This window comes from Streptomyces sp. NPDC059679 (genome assembly GCF_042734105.1).
Classification (GTDB): domain Bacteria; phylum Actinomycetota; class Actinomycetes; order Streptomycetales; family Streptomycetaceae; genus Streptomyces.
This window is the reverse complement of the sequence record NZ_JBHWES010000057.1, coordinates 65,106-80,827: the sequence shown is the minus strand read 5'-3', so window position 1 is coordinate 80,827 and position 15,722 is coordinate 65,106. Positions and strand designations below refer to the sequence as shown.

13 protein-coding genes and 1 pseudogene are annotated in these 15,722 nt (G+C 71.1%); 4 read left to right on the top strand and 10 right to left on the bottom strand.

Annotation, left to right across the window (positions count from 1 at the left end):
* Positions 1-2,084, top strand: a pseudogene (locus tag ACFV2X_RS41135) (histidine kinase); the annotation flags it as partial.
* 93 nt (positions 2,085-2,177) lie between these two features.
* Here ACFV2X_RS41135 and ACFV2X_RS41130 read toward each other — a convergent pair.
* Positions 2,178-2,774 carry a TetR family transcriptional regulator gene (locus tag ACFV2X_RS41130; RefSeq protein ID WP_385626425.1) on the bottom strand — a complete coding sequence of 199 codons (597 nt, stop codon included), beginning with the start codon at positions 2,772-2,774 and terminating at the stop codon, positions 2,178-2,180.
* A 124-nt stretch (positions 2,775-2,898) separates the two neighbouring features.
* Here ACFV2X_RS41130 and ACFV2X_RS41125 point away from each other — a divergent pair, with 124 nt between their 5' ends.
* Complete coding sequence (locus ACFV2X_RS41125) at positions 2,899-4,203, top strand: MFS transporter (RefSeq protein ID WP_385626424.1); 1,305 nt, start codon at positions 2,899-2,901, stop codon at positions 4,201-4,203.
* A gap of 179 nt (positions 4,204-4,382) precedes the next feature.
* On the opposite strand, the gene ACFV2X_RS41120 is transcribed toward ACFV2X_RS41125, so the two are convergent.
* From ACFV2X_RS41120 to ACFV2X_RS41085, 8 genes are all read right to left on the bottom strand, one after another.
* Positions 4,383-6,035 carry a long-chain fatty acid--CoA ligase gene (locus ACFV2X_RS41120; protein WP_385626423.1) on the bottom strand — a complete coding sequence of 551 codons (1,653 nt, stop codon included), beginning with the start codon at positions 6,033-6,035 and terminating at the stop codon, positions 4,383-4,385.
* Positions 6,036-6,226: 191 nt separating this feature from the next.
* Positions 6,227-6,757: a SigE family RNA polymerase sigma factor gene (locus ACFV2X_RS41115; RefSeq protein ID WP_385626422.1), complete on the bottom strand. Its 531-nt coding sequence runs from the start codon at positions 6,755-6,757 to the stop codon at positions 6,227-6,229.
* A gap of 164 nt (positions 6,758-6,921) precedes the next feature.
* Positions 6,922-7,827: a DUF1906 domain-containing protein gene (locus ACFV2X_RS41110; RefSeq protein WP_385626421.1), complete on the bottom strand. Its 906-nt coding sequence runs from the start codon at positions 7,825-7,827 to the stop codon at positions 6,922-6,924.
* A 53-nt stretch (positions 7,828-7,880) separates the two neighbouring features.
* Positions 7,881-9,047 carry a lipid-transfer protein gene (locus tag ACFV2X_RS41105; RefSeq protein WP_385626420.1) on the bottom strand — a complete coding sequence of 389 codons (1,167 nt, stop codon included), beginning with the start codon at positions 9,045-9,047 and terminating at the stop codon, positions 7,881-7,883.
* On the bottom strand, positions 9,044-9,541 hold the full coding sequence (locus ACFV2X_RS41100) for a MaoC family dehydratase (protein WP_385626419.1): 498 nt from the start codon (positions 9,539-9,541) through the stop codon (positions 9,044-9,046). Before ACFV2X_RS41100 ends, ACFV2X_RS41105 begins: the two co-directional genes overlap by 4 nt.
* Complete coding sequence (locus ACFV2X_RS41095) at positions 9,538-10,740, bottom strand: acyl-CoA dehydrogenase family protein (protein ID WP_385626418.1); 1,203 nt, start codon at positions 10,738-10,740, stop codon at positions 9,538-9,540. The genes ACFV2X_RS41100 and ACFV2X_RS41095 overlap by 4 nt, the downstream gene beginning before the upstream one ends.
* Positions 10,740-11,693, bottom strand: a complete 954-nt coding sequence (locus ACFV2X_RS41090) for a bifunctional MaoC family dehydratase N-terminal/OB-fold nucleic acid binding domain-containing protein (RefSeq protein ID WP_385626428.1) — start codon at positions 11,691-11,693, stop codon at positions 10,740-10,742. Before ACFV2X_RS41090 ends, ACFV2X_RS41095 begins: the two co-directional genes overlap by 1 nt.
* A 41-nt stretch (positions 11,694-11,734) precedes the next feature.
* Positions 11,735-12,904 carry an acyl-CoA dehydrogenase family protein gene (locus ACFV2X_RS41085; RefSeq protein WP_385626417.1) on the bottom strand — a complete coding sequence of 390 codons (1,170 nt, stop codon included), beginning with the start codon at positions 12,902-12,904 and terminating at the stop codon, positions 11,735-11,737.
* Positions 12,905-13,498: 594 nt separating this feature from the next.
* On the opposite strand from ACFV2X_RS41085, the gene ACFV2X_RS41080 reads away from it, so the two are divergent.
* Positions 13,499-14,296: a hypothetical protein gene (locus tag ACFV2X_RS41080; protein ID WP_385626416.1), complete on the top strand. Its 798-nt coding sequence runs from the start codon at positions 13,499-13,501 to the stop codon at positions 14,294-14,296.
* A gap of 21 nt (positions 14,297-14,317) precedes the next feature.
* Here the strand turns inward: ACFV2X_RS41080 and ACFV2X_RS41075 are convergent, their stop codons facing one another.
* Entirely contained in the window at positions 14,318-14,644 is a 327-nt protein-coding gene (locus ACFV2X_RS41075) for a helix-turn-helix domain-containing protein (protein WP_385626415.1), read from the bottom strand.
* A gap of 625 nt (positions 14,645-15,269) precedes the next feature.
* On the opposite strand from ACFV2X_RS41075, the gene ACFV2X_RS41070 reads away from it, so the two are divergent.
* Entirely contained in the window at positions 15,270-15,677 is a 408-nt protein-coding gene (locus ACFV2X_RS41070) for a hypothetical protein (protein WP_385626414.1), read from the top strand.
* Positions 15,678-15,722 lie beyond the last annotated feature (45 nt).

Genomic DNA, 15,722 nt, shown 5'->3' with positions numbered 1-15,722 from the left:
GCACGCCCCCGCCCGCCCAGGGCGGACCGGCCATGCCCGCCCTCCCCGCCGCACGCACCCCCGAACAACAGCAGCAGAACGACTGGGCCCAGCCCCCGAGCGGCGCGAACGCGGGCCCCGGCCCACTGCCCCCTGCCCAGCCAGCCGCCCAGCCCGCCGGACGACGGCGGGCCCGGCGCGCGCTCGCCGAAGCGCCCGGGCGAGCCGAGGCCGATGAGGCGCAGCCGCAACCCCAGCCCCAAGCTCAACCCCAGCCGCAGCCCGCGGGTGACCCGGTCGGCGGCAGGTCCCCGTTCGCGCTGCCGCCCGCGGCGGCCGACCGGACCCCGCAGTCCGCGCTGCCGCCGGAGCTCGGGCCCGTGGGCCTCGTCCCCGCACAGCACGGGGCACGGGACCCGCGCGGAGGCGCCCCTCAAGCAGCCCAAGGCAGCCACGGCGGGCAAGGCGGGCACGGCGCCCAGGCGGCCCAAGGCGGGGCGCCCGTACCGAGCAGGGGCGGCGGCCTCGCCGTACGCGGCGGCCCCGTACCGCCCAACGCAGGTCAGCCGTCCGGCGGATGGCCGGCCGCCCCCGGCCCCGGCACGCCTCCGGCCGCCCAGGGCGGACCGGCCATGCCCGCCCTCCCCGCCGCACGCACCCCCGAACAACAGCAGCAGAACGACTGGGCCCAGCCCCCGAGCGGCCAGGCCGCGCCGGACGGCCCGTACGACACGGACGAGGGTCCGTACGACGCCTACGACGCGGGCGAGATGGACGACGCCTCGCAGCCCACTGGGCGGCGGCGGGCCCGGCGGCCGTTGGCCGACGAGCAGTCGGCGCCCGGCGGGATGCCCGTCATGGAAGAGGGCGCGCCGCAGCCGGGCCCCTGGCCGGGCGGCCCCACCCAGCCCCAGCCCCAGCCCTTGCCGCAACCTCAGCGCCGGCCACAGCAGTTGCCCGCCGAGGCCGGGCCGGGCCCCGATGCCTCACAGGGGCGCGCGATCAGCGTGCGGACCCTGGGGCAGGGCGTGCCGTTCGCGCAGCAGGTCTCGGAGCAGCACCCGCACCACCCGCAGGGCCAGCCCCAGACGCCGTCCGGCGGCACGGCCACGGCCGGGGCCTCGGGCAGGCGGCGCAAGCTGGCGGCCCGGCCCGACCCGGCGGCCCCGGCCGCCCCGGCCGAGCTCGAACCGGCCGGCCGCGCCCAGCCGCGCCCCCAGCAAGGGCCTGGACCGGGGCGCCCCGGCTCGCCCCAGACCGGAGGCCGCGCCTTCGCGATCGGCGCGCCCGACGAGGGCGCCGAGGGCCCGGAGCCGCTGGACGGGCCGAACGGTGCCATCGAGATCGTCGACGACCGCACCCCGCCGCCCGACGACGAGCTGCCGCCCGAGCCTCTGGACAACCCGCGCCGGCTGCTCGTATGGCCCGCGCCGGACATGTCCACGCAGCAGGCGCTCAGCGACCGCGGCTACCGTCCGGTGATCGTGCACTCGCGCGAGGAGGTGGACGCGCAGATCGCGGCGTACCCGGCCGCGCTGTTCGTCGACCCGCTGACCGGGCCGATCACCCGTACGGCGCTGCAGTCGCTGCGTACCGCGGCGGTCGCCGCCGAGGTGCCGGTGCTGGTGACGGCGGGGCTCGGCCAGGCGTCGCGCGAGGCGGCGTACGGCGCCGACCCGGCCGTCCTGTTCAAGGCGCTCGCCCCGCGCGACAGCGAGCAGCACCCGCCGCGGGTCCTCCTGATCGAGGAGCACCAGCCGATCTCCGAGGCGCTGACGGCGACGCTGGAACGGCGCGGTATGCAGGTCGCGAGGGCGGCGACGGACGCGGACGCGGTGGCGCTCGCCGCGCAGATGCGGCCGAATCTGGTGGTCATGGACCTGATGCAGGTGCGCCGCCGCCGGGCCGGGATCGTGGACTGGCTGCGCGGGAACGGGCTGCTCAACCGCACCCCGCTGGTCGTCTACACCTCCGCCGACATCGATCCGGCCAACCTGTCGCGGCTGAGCTCGGGCGAGACCGTGCTGTTCCTCGCGGAGCGCTCGACGAGCGCGGAGGTGCAGGGGCGGATCGTGGATCTGCTGGCCAAGATCGGCAACAACTAGTCCGCGCTGCCGTGGCCGCCGCCCTGGCCTGGCTGGTGGGTGCGGGTTATGACCAGGGCCGTTATGACCCGGGCCGCTTATGACCCGGGCCGCTTATGACCCGTCCGTGCCGGTGAGGCGTCGGACGGCCGTACGGAGCGATTCGCGCAGCTGTGCCGCGTCCTCCTCCGTCTCTCCGACGAGCAGATTGCGGAACTGCGACACGGCGATGGGCCAGCCCGCCAGCGCGCTGATGATGAACACCAGGTGCTCCGGTGGGAGGTACCGCTCGATCGCGCCCTTCTCCTGCGCGGCGGCGAAGGCGGCTGCCTTCGCGGCGTAGTACTCCCGGCGCTCCTGTTCGCGCTGGACCTCGAAACCGCCGCTTCCGTACTCCAGGCCCTCCCAGAGCATCAACCGCAGCAGCTCGGGGCGCGCGGCGTGGTAGGCCATCAGCCGGTCCAGATAGCCGTCCGGGTTCTCGGGGTCGGGCGGGACCGCGGCCGCGAGGTCCAGCATGGCGTGTTGGACCACCTGCCTGAACAGCTCGGCCTTGTCGCCGAAGTAGGCGTAGATGAGCTGCTTGTTGGCCTTCGCCTCGCGGGCGATGCGATCGATGCGGGCGCCCGCGATGCCGTGGGCGGCGAACTCCGCGGTGGCCGCCGCGAAGATCCGGGCTTTGGTCGCCTCCGCGTCCCTTGTCGATGCCATGGAGCCAGGGTAACCAACTATCTGGTTGACAACGTCCTCCTGGCGCCGCAGACTCACAACCAACCAGTTAGTTGCCAGCCGGGCGCCCAACCCGGAGCGAGCCCCGCGCGGAGGTTTATCAGCGATGACGGGTACGAATACGGTCACCCCGACCGCGACCAGTCACCCCACCAGCAGCGGCGCCGGGAGCCGCGCCCCTGCCACCCGCACCCGCACCCGCACCCGGCGCGACGGCCCGCCCACCGGCGTGTTCCTCGCGGTCGTCGCCCTGTGCACCGCCGTGACCGCCGCCAACATCTACCTCGCCGCGCCGCTCCTCAACCTCATCGCCCGCGACCTCGGCGTCGCTCCGTCAGCCGCCGGGTGGATCGCCTCCGTCGCCCAGCTCGGCTACGCGGCCGGACTGCTGCTCTTCGCGCCCCTCGGCGACACCGCCGACCGCCGCCGCCTGGTCGGCGCCCTGTCCGCCGCGGCGGCCGCGGCCTTGGTCGTCGCGGGGCTGGCGCCGGGGCTGCCCGCGCTCGGTGCCGCCGTGTTCGCGGCCAGCGCCGCCACGGTCGTACCGCAGCTGCTGGTGCCGCTCGTCGCCGAACGCGCCCCCGCCGCGCGGCGCGGTCGCCACCTCGGCGTCGTCGTCGCGGGGCTGTTCGCCGGAGTGGTCGCGGCCCGGGTGCTGGGCGGGCTCGCCGGACAGGCGTACGGCTGGCGCGCGGTCTTCCTCGGCGCGGCGGGCCTCACCGCGCTCATCGGCCTGGCGACCGCCGTACTGCTGCCCGCCGAGACCCGGCCGCGGACGAAGACCGACCCGCTGGCGGCCCTCAAGGGCATCGCCCGGGTGCCGCGGGTGCTGGGCGCCTCCGCTGAGCTGCGGAGCGCATGTCTGCGGCAGGCCGGGATGTACGGGGCGTGGAGCGCCCTGTGGACGGCCCTGGCCCTGCTGCTCACCGGGACCGGTTACGGGATGTCCACGGGTACGGCCGGACTGTTCGGCCTCTTCGGGCTGACCGCGAGCGCCGTGGGGCCGCTGGCCGGCGGGCTGGTGGACCGGTTCGGGGTGGCCCGGGTGGTCGGCTTCGCGTATGTGCTCGCCGCCGTATCCGTACCGCTGTTCTGGCTCGGCGGCTCGTGGATCTGGGCGCTGTGCGCGGCGGCCGTGCTGCTGCACGCGGGGCTGATGGCGGGACAGGTGGCCAACCAGACCCGGGCCCTGACCGCGACCACCTCGCCGGCCACGGCCAACACCGCTTATATCGTCGCGGCGTTCATCGGCGGAGCGGCCGCCTCCGCGCTCGCCGCGCCGGCGTTCGGACACTGGGGCTGGAACGGGGTGTGCGCCGTCGCCGCCTGCTGGCTGGCCGTGGGCTGGCTGGGCGCCGCAGGGCGCCCCGGCCGCGTCACCCGTACTGCCCGTGCCGCCCGTACGCGCTGAATGCTTCGGGCGCATGGAGGCTTGCAGGGGGCGCGGCTGGTCATCCGCGCCCCCTGTCGGCCGTCCGGCCGAGCCGCGTCACGTTCAGCCCAGGCAGGCCGGGCGAGACGGGCAGGCCGGGCGAGACGGGTCGGGGCAGGCCGGGTACGACGGATCGGAGCAGGCCAGGTCAGGTCAGGTCAGGTCAGCTGCGTGACTTCCAGCTCACCGTCCGCGTACCGCCTGCGGATGACCTTCTTGTCGAACTTCCCGACGCTCGTCTTCGGCACCTCCTCGATCAGCGCCCAGCGCTCCGGCAGCTGCCAGTGCGCGACCCGCTCCGCGAGGAACGCCCGAAGCGCCTCGTAGCCGACGCCGGAGCCGTTCTTGAGCACCACTGTCGCCAGCGGGCGCTCGCCCCACTTCTCGTCCGGCACCGCCACCACCGCCGCCTCGGCGACATCGGGGTGGGCCATCAGGTGGTTCTCCAGCTCCACCGACGAAATCCATTCACCGCCCGACTTGATGACGTCCTTGGCCCGGTCCGTCAGCGTCAGGAAGCCGTCCTCCGTTATGGCGCCGACATCGCCGGTCTTCAGCCAGCCGTCCGGCGTGAACTTGTCCTCCGGGCGGAAGGGCTCGCCCTCGGCCCCGCCGAAGTACGCGCCCGCGATCCACGGGCCGCGCACCTCCAGCTCGCCCACCGATGTGCCGTCCAAGGGCACGAGCTCGCCGTCGGCCGAGGTCAGCCGGTACTCCACCGAAGCCGGGAACAGGCCCTGGGACTCCCGGTACCGCCACTCCTCCTCCGCCGTGAGGCCAGCGGGCGGATGGGCCACGGACCCGAGCGGCGAGAGCTCCGTCATGCCCCACGCGTGCACGACCCGGATGCCGTGCCGCTCCTCGAACGCCCTCATCAGGGATGGCGGGCAGGCCGCCCCGCCGATGTAGACCTCGCGCAGACTGGACACGTCTCGCGGCCTCGCGTCGAGCTCGGCCAGCAGCCCCTGCCAGATGGTGGGGACGGCGGCGCTGACGGTCGGCCGGACCGCTTCGATCATGTCGGCGAGCGGTCCGGGCTGCAGAAAGCGGTCGGGCATCAGGATGGAGGCGCCCGTCATGAAGGCGGAGTGCGTGGTGCCCCACGCGTTCGCGTGGAACATCGGCACCACAGGCAACACCATCTCCTTCCCCGACATGCCGAAGCCCTCAACGCTGTTGATCTGCATCGAGTGCAGATAGATCGAACGGTGGCTGTAGGCCACGCCCTTGGGGTCGCCGGTCGTGCCGGAGGTGTAGCACAGCGCCGCGGCCCGGCGCTCGTCGATGACGGGCCACGGGTAGCGCACGGGACGGCCCTCGATCAGCTCCTCGTAGTCGTGGACGGTGGCCCGGCAGCCGTCCAGTACGGAACGGTCTCCCGGCCCGGCGACGACCACGTGCTCGACGGACTTCAGCCCCGGCAGAAGCGGGGCGAGCAGCGGCAGCAGCGAACCGTTGACGATGATCACGCGGTCGGCGGCGTGATTGACGACCCAGGTCAGCTGGGCGGCGGGCAGACGCAGATTGAGGGTGTGCAGTACGGCGCCCATCGAGGGCACCGCCAGATACGCCTCCAGATGCTCACAGTTGTTCCACATGAGCGAGCCCACGACCTGGCCCTCTTCGACGCCGAGCTCATCGTGCAGAGCGTTCGCGAGCTGGATGGACCGCAGACCTACCTCGTGGAAGGTACGGCGCTGCGGCTCGCCGTCACCGGTCCAGGTGACGACCTGAGCCTTGCCATGCGCGAGCGCCCCATGGACGAGGATGCGGGTCACGGTCAGCGGTACGTCCTGCATCGTGCTGAACACCGGGGCCTCCAGGGTGCGGGTTTACGCGCGGGTCAAGGTGTCCGCCGATTGTGCAGCCGACCGGGCGGTATGTCACTACCAGGTGGTCACCACACCGGACCCGCTCCCCTGGCCCGGGCAGATGGCTCAAGCCGGTTTCTCAAGCCGGTTTCTCAAGCCGGCGGCTCAAGCAGGTGGCTCGAGCCGGCGGCTCAGGCAGCCCGGGTGAGGGCCGGGTCCTCGCGCAGTTTGCCGAGGGCGCGCGAGACGGCGCTCTTGACCGTGCCCACGGACACTCCCAGCACCTCGGCAGTCTGAGCCTCGCTCAGGTCCTCGTAATACCTGAGGACGACCATGGCCCGCTGCCGGTCCGGCAGCCGCAGCACCGCGCGCCACATCGCGTCCCGCAACACCTGCTGTTCGGCCGGGTCCGGAGCGGGGACCGGATCCGGCTCGGGCAACTCCTCGCACACAAACTCGTCGACCTTGCGCTTACGCCACTGCGAGGTCCGCGTGTTCACCAGCGCCCGGCGGACATAGCCGTCCAGCGCGTTGTGGTCCTCTATCCGCTCCCACGCGAGATACGTCTTGGCCAGCGCGGTCTGCAGCAGGTCCTCCGCGTCCCAGGCGTTCGCGCTCAACGCGCGGGCGGTGCGCAGCAGCACCGGCCCGCGCGCCCGCACATACGACGCGAAGCACGGGAACGCGGCGGTGGACGCGCCGTTGCACACACTCGTGGTCATACCTCCCACGCTAGGAGCGGGCCACGGGCCGGGGATCGGCCGTAAGTGCCGAAGCCGCCTCAGCCTCAGGTTGTAGGGGTAGGGCTGGCACCACCTCCTGCGGGGGGAGGAGCGGCGCAGACGACGTCAGGGTTGTACCCCAAGGGTGGGATGGGGCGGGGGAGTCAGCCGATGATCGCCACGGGTGCGTCGACCTTGTTGCGGTCGATATGCAGGGTCCGGCCGCCGTGCTCCTCGGTGACATTGCCTACGTACTGGTGGATACGGCGGTGCGGATGCCAGGCGCTCTTGGGCAGGACCGGTTCACCGGACAGCGACGCCTTCCCGCTCCACCGCGCGAACCACATCACGGAGGGGAGGTGGTGTTTACCGGCCTCCCGGGCCTTCTCCAGATGCAGCACCCCCGACTCGGCGCTGCTGTAGAAGCCCGGAAAGTAGCCGTGTGAACGCACTTCACGGCACCAGCCGCGAATGAAGGAGAGAGTGGTCTTGGCACAGCTGGTGCGCGTCTGGTCGTACGCCTCCATGTCGAGGTAGAGCGCGCTGCGCTTCTTGATGGCCAGCGCCTTGGCGCGCTTGACCGCGTCCTTGCCTTCCTCGCGCCCCTGCGAGGTGGGCTTGCTGCCGATGGTGACGTGCTTCTTGTTCGTGTTGCGGACGCAGGGGGACTGGGAGCCCACGTAGATGGGCAGCACCCGCCAGCCGATGTCGCGGGTCCCCCGCATCCAGGAGACGGTGAGGTTCGGCTGGTTCGGGCAGGCCCGGCCACGGCCGCCGTAGTAGACGCCGACCGCCCGGTACTTGGAGCTGCTCCAGGCGCGCAGGGTCGCGAGCGAGGGGGCATGGCAGGTGTCGAGGGCCCAGCCCTGGAAGACCTTGGCGCCCAGCGGCCGTGGGTCGGGGAGGGCCACCGCCGGGGAGAAGCCGCGGGCTGCCCCTGAGGAGGAGGCGGGGGTTGCCGCCGGGGAGGAGGCGGCGGAAGGGGCGCCGACGATCAGCGTGGCCAGCGTCGCGGACAGGCCGATCGCACATCCGACGATCTTCCATCTGATCTTCTTTCTTCGGTCCATATGAGGAGTCAAAGTGCCGGTGGGGGGACCGGGCCCGCAGACACGCGCGTGGTTCAGCCGTCTGCCCCGATGAGCAGCCCGGATGTCGGTACCCCAGTGCCCGCCGTGACCAGGACGCGGGCCGCGTGCGGAACCTGGTTCACGGAGGTGCCGCGTATCTGGCGGACCGCTTCGGCTATTCCGTTCATCCCGTGCAGATATGCCTCGCCGAGCTGGCCGCCATGGGTGTTGAGCGGCAGCGCGCCGTCGGCGACAAAGCCCGGGCCCTCACCCCGCCCGCAGAAGCCGAACTCCTCCAGCTGCATCAGCACAAACGGCGTGAAGTGGTCGTAGAGGATGCCCACGTCGATGTCGTCAGGGGTCAGCCCGCTGCTGCGCCACAGCTGGCGCGCGACCACTCCCATCTCGGGCAGGCCGGTCAGATCGTCCCGGTAGAAGCTTGTCATCTGCTCCTGCCCCCGGCCCGCGCCCTGCGCCGCGGCGGTGATCACGGCGGGCGGACGCGGCAGATCGCGCGCCCGCTCGACGCTGGTGACCACGAGGGCCTGGCCGCCATCGGTCTCCTGGCAGCAGTCCAGCAGCCGCAGCGGCTCGACGATCCAGCGGGAGGCGGCGTGGTCGGCGAGGGTGATCGGCTTGCCGTAGAAGTACGCGGCCGGGTTGGTGGCGGCGTGGCAGCGGTCCATGACGGCCACATGGCCGAAGACGTCCGGAACCAGGCCGTAGCTGTGCAGATAGCGCTGCGCGGCCATGGCAACCCAGGAGGCGGGGGTCAGCAGGCCGAAGGGCAGCGCCCAGCCGAGCGCGGTGCCTTCGGCCGACGGCTCGCGGTGCTGCACCCCGGACCCGAAGCGGCGGCCGGAACGCTCATTGAACGCGCGGTAACAAACCACGACGTCGGCGACGCCCGTGGCCACGGCGAGCGCGGCCTGCTGGACGGTGGCACAGGCCGCTCCCCCGCCGTAGTGGACGCGGGAGAAGAACGAGAGCTCGCCGATGCCGCACGCCTGCGCCACGGTGATCTCGGGGCTGGTGTCCATGGTGAAGGTGACCAGCCCGTCGACATCGGCGGGGGTGAGCCCGGCGTCGTCCAGGGCGGTCTGCACGGCCTCGACGGCCAGTTTCAGCTCGCTACGGCCGGAGTCCTTGGAGAACTCGGTGGCCCCGATGCCCACGACGGCCGCCCGGCCGCCGAGCGTGTCGGCTCCGCGGACGCTCATCGTGCCTCCCCCCGCGGAGAGTCCGCCTCGCGCTGTGCGGAGTCCGCGTCACGCTGTGCGGAGTCCGTCGCGCGCTGTGGGGAGTCCGTCGCACTCTCTGGGAAATCCAGGGACAGCCGCACGGTGACCTTGCCCATGACGTGGTTTCCGATGCCGTTGCGCCCGGTCACCGAGACCTCCGCGGTGCCGTCGGTGACCGCCGTGACCTGCCCGGTCAGCAGCATCTCGTCCCCGGGGTAGTTGGGTGCGCCGAGCCGGATGGCGACCTTCTGGAGCCGGACGTGCGGCCCGAAGTGATCCGTGATGTACCGGCCGACCAGGCCATTGGTCGTCAGGATGTTCATAAAGATGTCCGGGGAGCCCTTCTCCTTGGCCGCCTCGGCATCGTGGTGGACGTCCTGGTAATCGCGGGAGGCGATCGCGCCGGAGACGATGAGGGTCCGGGTGATCGGAATACGCAGCGGTGGCAGCTCGTCGCCGACGCGGACCGTCATCCGGCCACCCCCGTCAGCTCATCGCCCAGCTCGGCCAGGAGCGCGGGCGCCGGTCCGAGATATGCGTCCAGCTGCCGGCCCCACAGAAAGTGCCGGTGGACCGGGTGCTCCACATCGGCGCCGATGCCGCCGTGCAGATGCTGGCCCGAATGCACCACTCGCTTGCCCGCCTCACAGGCCCACCAGGCCGTGGTGAGCGCATGGGCGGCGGCGGGCAGGCCCTGGTCGTAGCGCCAGGCCGCCTCGTACGCCGTGACCCGGATGGCCTCGGTGTCCATATGAGCGTCCGCCGCGCGCATCAGCACGCCCTGATGGGTGGAGAGTGGGCGGCCGAACTGCTCGCGGACCGCGGTGTGGTGGACCACCCGGTCGAGCGAGCCCCGGCAGACCCCGGCCTGCAGCCCGGCGAACACGGTGCGGGCCCGACCGAGCACATCGGCATGGGTCCCCTCGCCACCAAGCAACTCGGCGGGCGCGCCGTCCAAGGTCAGCCGGCCCGCCGCCCACGGCGCGGTGGTCTCAACGGCCTCGACCAGAGCGGCGCCGACCCCGTCCGCGGCGGTCCCGTCCGCCTCGGTCCCGGCGGCTTCGGTCCCGGCGGCTTCGGTCCCGGCGGCGTGGACGTCGACCAGGAAGCAGCGCGGCTCCGCCCGTAACCCCGCAGAGGCCGCGGGGCCCGCGCCCGTACCCTGGGCCGCCTCCGCCTCATGGCCCGCCCCCGCCTCATGGGCCCACACCACGACATCGGCCGGCACCAGGACATGGGTCGCCGCCCGGAGCCAGGGCACGGCGGGGAAGGCGCCGCTCAGCCGCCATCCATGCGCCGTCCGACGAGCGGTGGCCACCCCCGAGCCGAACGCGCCCGTCGCCACCGCGGTGCCCTCCCGCAGGGCGGGCAGCAGCCGGTCTCGCTGCTCCGCCGTGCCGTGGACGGCCACCGGCAGCACTCCGTACGCACATGTCACCGCGAGCGGCACCTGGGCAGTGGTCCTGCCCTGCTCCTCCAGCAGCAGAACGAGCCCAACCAGGCCGATCTCCTCCACAGCGGCCGGAAGCCCCGCGGCGCACAGCGCCTTCCACAGCTCGGCGTCCGTGCCGGTGCCGAGGGCGGACAGCCGCTCGTGGGTGGACAGGTCGCCGAAGATCTCGGCCGCCAGCTCGCGCGCGGCTCGCTGCTCCTCGGTGGGCGCGAAGTCCATCAGGCCACCGCCCCTCGGAAGACGGGAAGCTCCAAGTCGGCGTCCACGCGGAGAAATTCCAGCTCGACGGGCATGCCGATGCGGACCTTGTCGTGCGGCACCCCCGTGATGTTGCTGATCATCCGCACCCCTTCCGCGAGCTCGATCAGGCCTACGGCGTACGGAGGGTCGAATGCCGGGAACGGCGGGTGGTGCATGACGACATAGCTGAACACCGTCCCGGCGCCCGACGCCTCGACCGTCTCCCACTCCTGGCAACCGCACGCACCACACCCGGGGAGCCAGGGGAAGCGGAGTGTCCCGCAGTCCGTGCAGCGCTGGATGAGCAGTCTGTGCTCGGCGACCCCGGCCCAGAAGCCGGCGTTGTCACGGTTGATCACGGGGCGCGGCCGTCTCGCCTCCTTCACCTCGGCTGTCCGCTCCTTCGCCGTCCGCTCCTTCGCCGCCGATGTCCGCCGCGCCGGGGCGTACTTGAGGATGCGGAAGCGGTGTTTTCCGACCAGCTCCCCACCCGCCCGGATGTCCATACGCGTCGTGACGAAATGGCCGGAGCCCAGTTTGGTGGTCTTGCGGGGCGAGACCGACTCGATCACCGCGTCGAAGGTGATCCGATCACCCGGCCGCAAAGGGCGCAGATACTCCTGCTCGCAGTCCGTGGCGACAACCGAGGTGCAGCCCACCCCGTCGAGGAGGGCCAACAGCTCGTCGTACGCCTCGGACCGAGCCGAGCCGCCCACGTGGCCGGACAGCCCGCCCATCGTCCACACCTGCAGCATCGTCGGCGGTGCGATGGCCGGATAGGCGGGGTTGGCGTCGCCCATCGCCTCGCACCAGTGCCTGATCATCGGCTCGTTGACCGGATCCTTGCCCTCGCCCCCGGACGCAGCCGCCCGGCCCACGTACGCCCGCAGCCGGCCGTAAAAGTCATCAGTGCGGGAGCCGCCACCAGCCATCTGCTCACCAGCGCCCCCCTCACCGACCGTCCGCTCACCGGTCATCGCTGTCCCCGCCGCATGCCGAGCCGCATCGTGGCCACGATTTCCCGCTGTACCTCACTCGCACCGCCCCCGAAGGTGTTGATCTGCGCGGCCCGGTTCATCCGCTCGAGCTCGCCGTCGCCGAACGCGCCCGGCGATGCCGCCCGGATCAGCCCCGCTTCCCCCACAATCTCCTGACACATCCTGTACACCTCGACGGCGCTTTCGGTTCCCGCGAACTTGACTCCGCTCGCATCGCCCGGGCTCAGCGTCCCCGTCCCCACATCCCCCACCAGCCGCCAGTTGAGCAGCCGGGTGGCCGCCAGCCGGGCGTGCGCCTCCGCGAGCCGGGACCGCACCCAGGGCTGGTCGGCGGGGCGTACACCGGTCTGCGGATCCGGCGTGCGGGCGTGGGCGAGCGCCGCCTCGTAGAAGTCCTCGGCCTGCATACCGATGGCGGCGAGCGCGACCCGCTCGTGGTTGAGCTGGTTGGTGATCAGTCCCCAGCCGCCGTTCTCCTCACCCACGAGGCGGTCGGCCGGGACGCGGACCGAGTCGTAGTACGTCGCCGTGGTGGTCAGCCCCGCCACCGTCTCGATCGGCGTCCAGGAGAAACCGGGAGTGTCGGTCGGCACCAGGATGATGGAGATGCCTTCGTGTTTGCGGGCCGCCGGGTCGGTGCGGCAGGCCAGCCAGATCCAGTCGGCGTTGTGCGCGTTGCTGGTGAAGGTCTTTGCCCCGTCGATCAGCCACTCGTCGCCCTCCCGCACGGCTCTGGTGCGCAGGGAGGCGAGGTCCGTGCCGGCCTCCGGCTCCGAATAGCCGATGGCGAAGACGACTTCGCCGCCGAGGATGCGCGGCAGGAAGGTCCGCTTCTGCTCCTCGGTGCCGTACTTCATCAACGTCGGGCCGACGGTGTTGAGCGTGACCATGGAGACCGGAGCGCCCGCCCGGTACGCCTCGTCGAAGAAGACGAACTGCTCGTCAGGGCCGCGCCCTTGGCCGCCGTACTCGACGGGCCAGCCGAGCCCCAGCAGACCGTCGGCGCCGATGCGCCGCAGCAGTTGCCGCTGCAGGGCCGGGTCATTCGGCAGCGCGGCGCGCGTCTCGGGACTGATCAGATCGCGGAAGTAGCCGCGGAGTTCCTCGCGCAGCCGCCGCTGGCGGGGGGTGGGGGCGAGGTGCATGGGCAGCGGTCTCCCCTTCGCTCGACGGCGTCGCACATCCGGGCCGAAAGCTTTCTGACTATCCGTCAGATAATTCGGCGCTGTCAAGGTCGCACGACCGCGGACAAGGCGGTGCGGCGGCACCCCAGTACCACCGCACGGCCGTATGACCTCAACCGTCCCCTGGAATCAATGAATCACTTCCTCCACGGTCGACAAGACTCGGAGAGACGCGCAACCAGACTTGCCCAGCCGATCACCGGCGAACCACACAATCCGGCCCATTACCACGCAAGCATGATTGAGGTGCGTGAGCGCAGCGCGCGTGGCGAGGGCGCGCGGAACGTTTAAAAGGGCTCGCCTACCTCTTACTTTCGGCCACCCTCGGCGCCGACACCGCCGCCATGATGCCAAGTTGTACAGAAAGTGACCTGTGCGCTACGCGTTTCAGTGGGACTATCGTGAGGGCGCGACGAGACGCTCCGTGAGGGGATGGCACGGCCACTGGTCGGCGCTTCCGCACCCAGGCGGACAGTGAATCCGGTTTCCCGCTCTCCCCATGACCGGACGCTCGGCGACCGTGACAGCGACACCAAGGCGGGACCAGGGGGAGCCGTGCACGAGCTCTATGCACAGGGGTGGTTCGCACACTTCGTGTTACCCATGGGGCTCTGCGCGCTGGTCACCTGGATCTCGCTGGTGTACCGGTTCGCCGAGAAGGGCCGACTGCTGGGGACCACGCGGTCGATGGCACTGTGCGGCACGATCATGGCCTGCACCTGCGCCGCGGCGCTGATCACCATCACACTCCTACTGCCCCACGCCGCCGACGTACCGCCCGCCGTGGCCGCGGCCGCCGCCGGGGGCGCGCTGGCCCCGCGGGTCCGCCAGCAGCAGAACCAGCAGTCCACCCCGCCGTTCGTCGCTGTGATCACCCTGGGGATCGCCGTGCTGCTCGGCCATCTCGAACGGCGGCTGGTCCACGACATGTACTGCCACTGCGAACGGATGGTCCGGGACTTCCAGGATGTCGCACAGCTCCGCATGTTCGCCTTCGACGCCAGCGCGCACCTGCGCGGCTGTGCCCTGCAGCCCAAGGACAAGGCGGCCATCGACGATCTGTACAAAGACGTGGAAGCGCTACTGGACGAGGCCACGAAGATCGAGGCCGAAGTCGAGGCGCGCAGACGGCAGCGAGAGCTTGAGGACTTCCCCAAAGAGCTGCACAGCCGGACGAAAGAGGAGGCGGAGGACTGCCGGCAGGCCCTGGCCAAGGCCAAGGAAGCCTGCGTGCTGATGCTCAAATTCGGCTACAAGCACGGGAAGCGCAGCGGCGACAGGGACCTCATGCGGATCCGGCAGACGGCGATGGCCGTCGAACCGCTCGCCGAGGCCCCCGCGCCACATCTGTGACGCGCCCGTCCCGACCCCTCTTCAATGGGTATAGACGTACGCGTCGGAACCGCCGTGCCGCATCGTGGTCACGTCCTGCGGGACGGCCTTGGGCTCGGCGAAACTGATTCTCACGTCGAGTTCAAGCGCCTCTGCCACGGCGGCGAGGCTGCGCAGCGTCAGATTCTCGTCACCGGAGAGGATCTGACTCACCCGGCCCGGGCTCACACCCATCAGCCTGGCAAGGTCAGCCCGGCTCATGTCGCGCTTGCCCAACATCCCGGCCACCTCCACGGTGGCCTGCCGAGCGAGCCGCGCACCGGCGGCATCGGCGGCCTCCGCCTTCACACCCTTGCTCTTCCACGGCAAGATGCATCACTCCAAACTAAGCGCGTCGCCTTCCTGGCCTCACTCCACACTTCACACTGTCAGGATCCCACCTTTAGCTTCAGCTAAAAGCCCACTTTCGGCTCAATCTCGCGAGGAGCCGCCGGATCGCGCCTCATTTCCCGGCCGTGACCAGCAACGACGGCAGGCACCATACGATTTCGGCCAGATCGCGGACGGAGGGGGCGTTCGGGCCCTCTTCCGTGCGTACAGGGTGCGCACAGAAGGGCGCCCCGCCGAGGTGACGGACCTGTGCGCGTCGGCCTGCACGCTGCCGGACGAGGGCTGGGGCGAACCGGTGCTGTCCGGCAGCACTCCCCGCGTCGGCTCCGCCTGGACGGACGGCGGGGAGCACGGGCAAGGCGGGTATCCCGCTCACCGCCACCCTCACCGTCGCGGACGAGGCGGACAGCTGCGCCCCGCTCCATAAGTCCTGATCATCCCCCCATGGCCGTTAGGCGCTAAAAGCGTTCAACGCCGGGAAAAGTATCCGCGAATTGTCACGCCTTCTCGTTAAGTTCGCCTTACAAGCGATCCGGCCAGCAAAGAACCCGTCTTCTGCCGTTAGCCTCATACGGCCGTAACCGCAGAACCAGGGGAGAATGAATTGCGCATCAAGAGAATCGTTCAGGGCGGAGTATCCGCACTGGCCATGGCAGCGTTCGCAGTGGCCATGGCGCCGGGCTCTGCTCAGGCGATCACCTGGGACCACGGTCCGCTGTATGACGGCGGCAAGGCCGCGGCGGCCTATTTCGAGGAGAACGGCGACCATGTGAAGGTCTGCGACACCAAGTCCGACGGCAAGAAGGCGTGGGTGAACGTCTACGACCACATGACCGGCAAGTTCTTGTACAGCCTCACCGATGCCACGAACGACGGGAAGTGCAGTTACCGGCACGCGTCGGACGGCGGCGTGTACAACCTTCCGGAAAACCACGACATTGGCTTCTCGGTCTCGAAGGAGCCCTCGGACAATTCAGATTCCGAGTATTACGTGTACTTCAACGACCACTAGAAATCGCCCAGTTGAGTGACGAGCGGGAACGGCGGCGGCCGTTCC